The organism is Bradyrhizobium sp. P5_C11_2 (genome assembly GCF_054049755.1).
This window is the reverse complement of sequence record NZ_JBFULT010000692.1, coordinates 1-3,412: the sequence shown is the minus strand read 5'-3', so window position 1 is coordinate 3,412 and position 3,412 is coordinate 1. Positions and strand designations below refer to the sequence as shown.

The following is a 3,412-nucleotide window of genomic DNA, read 5'->3' as shown; positions in this document are numbered from 1 at the left end:
AGATGGACGCGCGGAGAGTCCCATTGATGCGTCAGGCAAAACAGCGGCAGTCGCGCAAGTCTCCCCGCAAGCGGGGAGAGGCGAAGGCATCACACCCCCGACGCGTTCTTTGCGATCACGTTGCGATAGAAGCTGGCGCTGAGTTTCGGCGTGCGGACCTGGGTGTCGAAATTGACGTGATAGAGCCCGAAGCGCTTGTTGAGCCCGAACACCCATTCGAAATTGTCCATCAGGCTCCAGAGGAAATAGCCGCGCACCGGCACGCCTTCGGCGGTGGCGCGCTGGAGCTGCGACAGATAGTTGCGCAGGTACATGATGCGGTYGGTGTCGTAGATCTTGCCGTCGGGCGTGACGTTGTCCTCGCCGGAAGTGCCGTTCTCGCTGATATAGATCGCATCCGTCTTCCAGATCTTTGCGGCCAGCTTCGGCACCCAGTAGAGCGTCTCGGGACCGACGCGAAGCCAGTCCGAGTTCATGTGCGGAAAGGATTTCGGGATCGGCAGCGGAATGAAGCCCGCGCCCTGGTCGGAGGCCACCACATAGTTCTGCGGTGCGTAGATGTTGAGACCGAGGAAGTCGACCGGCGAGGAGATGATCTTCAACTCCGCGTCGGTGTATTTCGGCGCGTCGCGGCCTGCGAATTTCAGGAAGGCATCGGTATACCGGCCCTCCATGATGACGTTGAGATAGCCCGCGTTCATCTCGCGCAGCGCGATCTCGGCGGCGCGGACGTTCTCGGGCGTGTCGATCGCGGGCGCGCAGGCATCGATGTTCTCGGCCGGTCCGATGCGGGTACCGGGGCGGCCATGGGCGCGCACCGCCTGCACGGCGAGCCCGTGCGCGAGCGCGCTGTTGTGCCTGATCTGGTTGACCTCGGCCTGCCGCAGCGTCACGCCCGGCGCGTCGATGCCGAGGCCATAGCCGAAAAGGACGAAGCGGCCGCTCTCGTTCAGCGTGAACACGTTCTTGACGCGATCGGTCAGGTGCTCGGCGACATAGGCGGCGTAGTCGCCGAAGATCTTGCAGGTCTCCGTCGAGCGCCAGCCGCCAAAGCGGTCCTGGAGCGATTGCGGCAGGTCCCAGTGATACAGCGTCAACCACGGCTCGATGCCGTTCTTCAGGAGTTCGTCGACCAGGCGATTGTAGAAGTCGAGCCCCTTCGGGTTCGGCTTGCCGTCGCCATCGGGAAACACGCGCGGCCAGGCCACCGAGAAGCGGTAGGCCTTGCAGCCGAGGTCGCGGATGAGCGCGATATCCTCCTTGTAGCGGTGATAGTGCTCGTTGGCGCGGTCGCCTGTGGTGCCGTCCTCGATCTTGCCGGGAATACGGACGAACTTGTCCCAGATCGAGGCCCCTCGCCCGTCCTCTTTGACAGCGCCCTCGACCTGATAGGACGAGGTCGCCGTGCCCCAGACAAAACCCGCCGGAAAGCCGCTTCCGCCACCCGGCGCCGCTGCGGCCTTGGCGTCCGCCATCCCAAGCGGACTGGCTATCCCGGCTGCGGACAATCCCGCGATTTTCGCGAACCGGCGACGCGAGACCTTGTCCGACATTTGATGCTGCTCCACTTCTCGTCGTTTCGGACCGGCACAATGACGAGTTCCGGCCGATTTGAGAAGTGGAGTCCCTGGCTGTCACGCCTGCAACGGACGCTCACATCTGTCGTTTCCGACGTGCAGCGCCGAATAAGGCATTATCGGACCAAACCATGGTTTAGCTTGAACAGAGCCCGATTCCTGAGGTCTCATCCGGACGGCTTACGCCGAAGCGGATCGGACGTTCCACGTGTGGATACCGGGACTTTTCTGTGTCCAAGGCATGAAACTCGCATGACAAGACACCGGGAGATCCGTAGCTTTTCGCGTTGAACGCGCACGAGGGGACAAGGGTGATTCACGCTGGCGTAAGCCCGATGGCGTTGCGTGGCGATCGGCGCGGCCAAGATGTCGTTGCCGACCTCACGCCGAGCGTTTCGTTCGCTCTGGTGCATCATGCGCCGCGAGAGATGCTGCGCGTTTTACGGTGCGGCCCTGCCGTCACCGCGGAAATCCACTGGCCGTCGGGACAGGCAGGCCTCTTCCTGCGATGCCGTATCGAGCTGAGCTTGAGAGACTATTCGAGAGACTCTTGGCGGTTCCGGCATCGGCGGCACGCCCATCAGGCTGCGAACCATCAATCATCTCAATTGGCGATCCTTGCCATGACATTGCTGCTCGCCGTCTGCGGCTGGAGCGTCGGCGGAGCCGAGGGCATGCAGCGGGCGCTGTCGGGAAGCACGCCGCGTCCCGACGAAACGGTCATCTCGCGCGAGAACGTGTATCGCTGGTTCGGCGCCCGCCTGCTGTCCCCAGCCGAGGTGCCGGACCTGTTCGCCATCCTGACAAAAGTTTGCAGCCGGGCCGGGCTGATGCGATTGCCGGATCTCTATTGTCTGCCGGCACCGCGCGACATGAATGCCTATGCACTCGGCGGACCGGAACGCAGTGCCATCGTGTTGACCGAAGGCCTGCTACGCGGCATGACGCGCGACGAAGTTGCCGGGATATTGGCCCATGAAGTCGCTCATATCCGCAACAATGACGCCTGGACGATGGGCTGGGCGACAACGTTGCGACGTGCGATCGATTGGACCTCGCTCGCCGGTCTCGCGCTGCTGCGAACCAGCCATCATCACGGTGGCATGACACCAAGCCGGCCATTGGCGATGCTGCTGAGCGCAGCACCAGCTCTCGGCCAGCTCCTCGGACTTGCTCTGTCGCGCGTTCGCGAACTGGATGCAGATGCAACTGCGCTCGAACTGACCGGCGACTCGCGAGCGCTGATCGCTGCACTCGACAAGCTGGAGCGCCATCATACCGGCTCTGCACCAAGCCGCACGTCCGCATTCGTGCATGATCCGATGCGCTTGCTTCGCAGCCATCCCGCCACCTCCGAGCGCGTCGGCACATTGCTCAACCTCGCCTACTAAGACGCGGACTCATTAAGGCGTAGCCAAAGCCTGATTGACGCGAGTTGAACGAAGGCAAGATAGTTGGCGGCGAGCCTATCGTAGCGCGTTGCCACGCGACGACATGTTTGATCCTGCTAAGGAACAGCCGCTCCCCCAGCCCCGGATCGGCGTTTACGGACAGGAGCGGATATCAGCCTGCCGACACTCCCCGGGTGAATCCGTCGAAAATGACCCATTTCAGACTTTGCGGGGAACTACCGGCTGCGCGTTCTGCTAACTCGAAATGGGTAGTTTCCTCAACGAACCCGATTTGCGATTATGCAGGGCAATTGCGGTGCCGCCGGGGTTGTGGGGCGGCCTTGATTCCTATCAGAGTAGTTTCCTCAACGAACCCGATTTGCGATTATGCAGGGCAATTGCGGTGCCGCCGGGGTTGTGGGGCGGCCTTGATTCCTATCAGAG

General features: G+C 62.3%; 2 protein-coding genes and 1 pseudogene. 1 reads left to right on the top strand and 2 read right to left on the bottom strand.

Features of this window, described 5'->3' with window-relative positions:
- Positions 1-89: 89 nt before the first annotated feature.
- Positions 90-1,553: a GH1 family beta-glucosidase gene (locus tag ACXJL8_RS37015; protein ID WP_456686616.1), complete on the bottom strand. Its 1,464-nt coding sequence runs from the start codon at positions 1,551-1,553 to the stop codon at positions 90-92.
- Positions 1,554-1,864: 311 nt separating this feature from the next.
- On the opposite strand from ACXJL8_RS37015, the gene ACXJL8_RS37010 reads away from it, so the two are divergent.
- Positions 1,865-2,968, top strand: coding sequence for a M48 family metalloprotease (locus tag ACXJL8_RS37010; protein WP_456686615.1), 1,104 nt, complete (start codon positions 1,865-1,867; stop codon positions 2,966-2,968).
- Here ACXJL8_RS37010 and ACXJL8_RS37005 read toward each other — a convergent pair.
- A pseudogene (locus ACXJL8_RS37005) lies at positions 2,965-3,092 on the bottom strand (IS5/IS1182 family transposase); the annotation flags it as partial. The gene ACXJL8_RS37010 and the pseudogene ACXJL8_RS37005 sit on opposite strands and share 4 nt — an antisense overlap.
- Positions 3,093-3,412 lie beyond the last annotated feature (320 nt).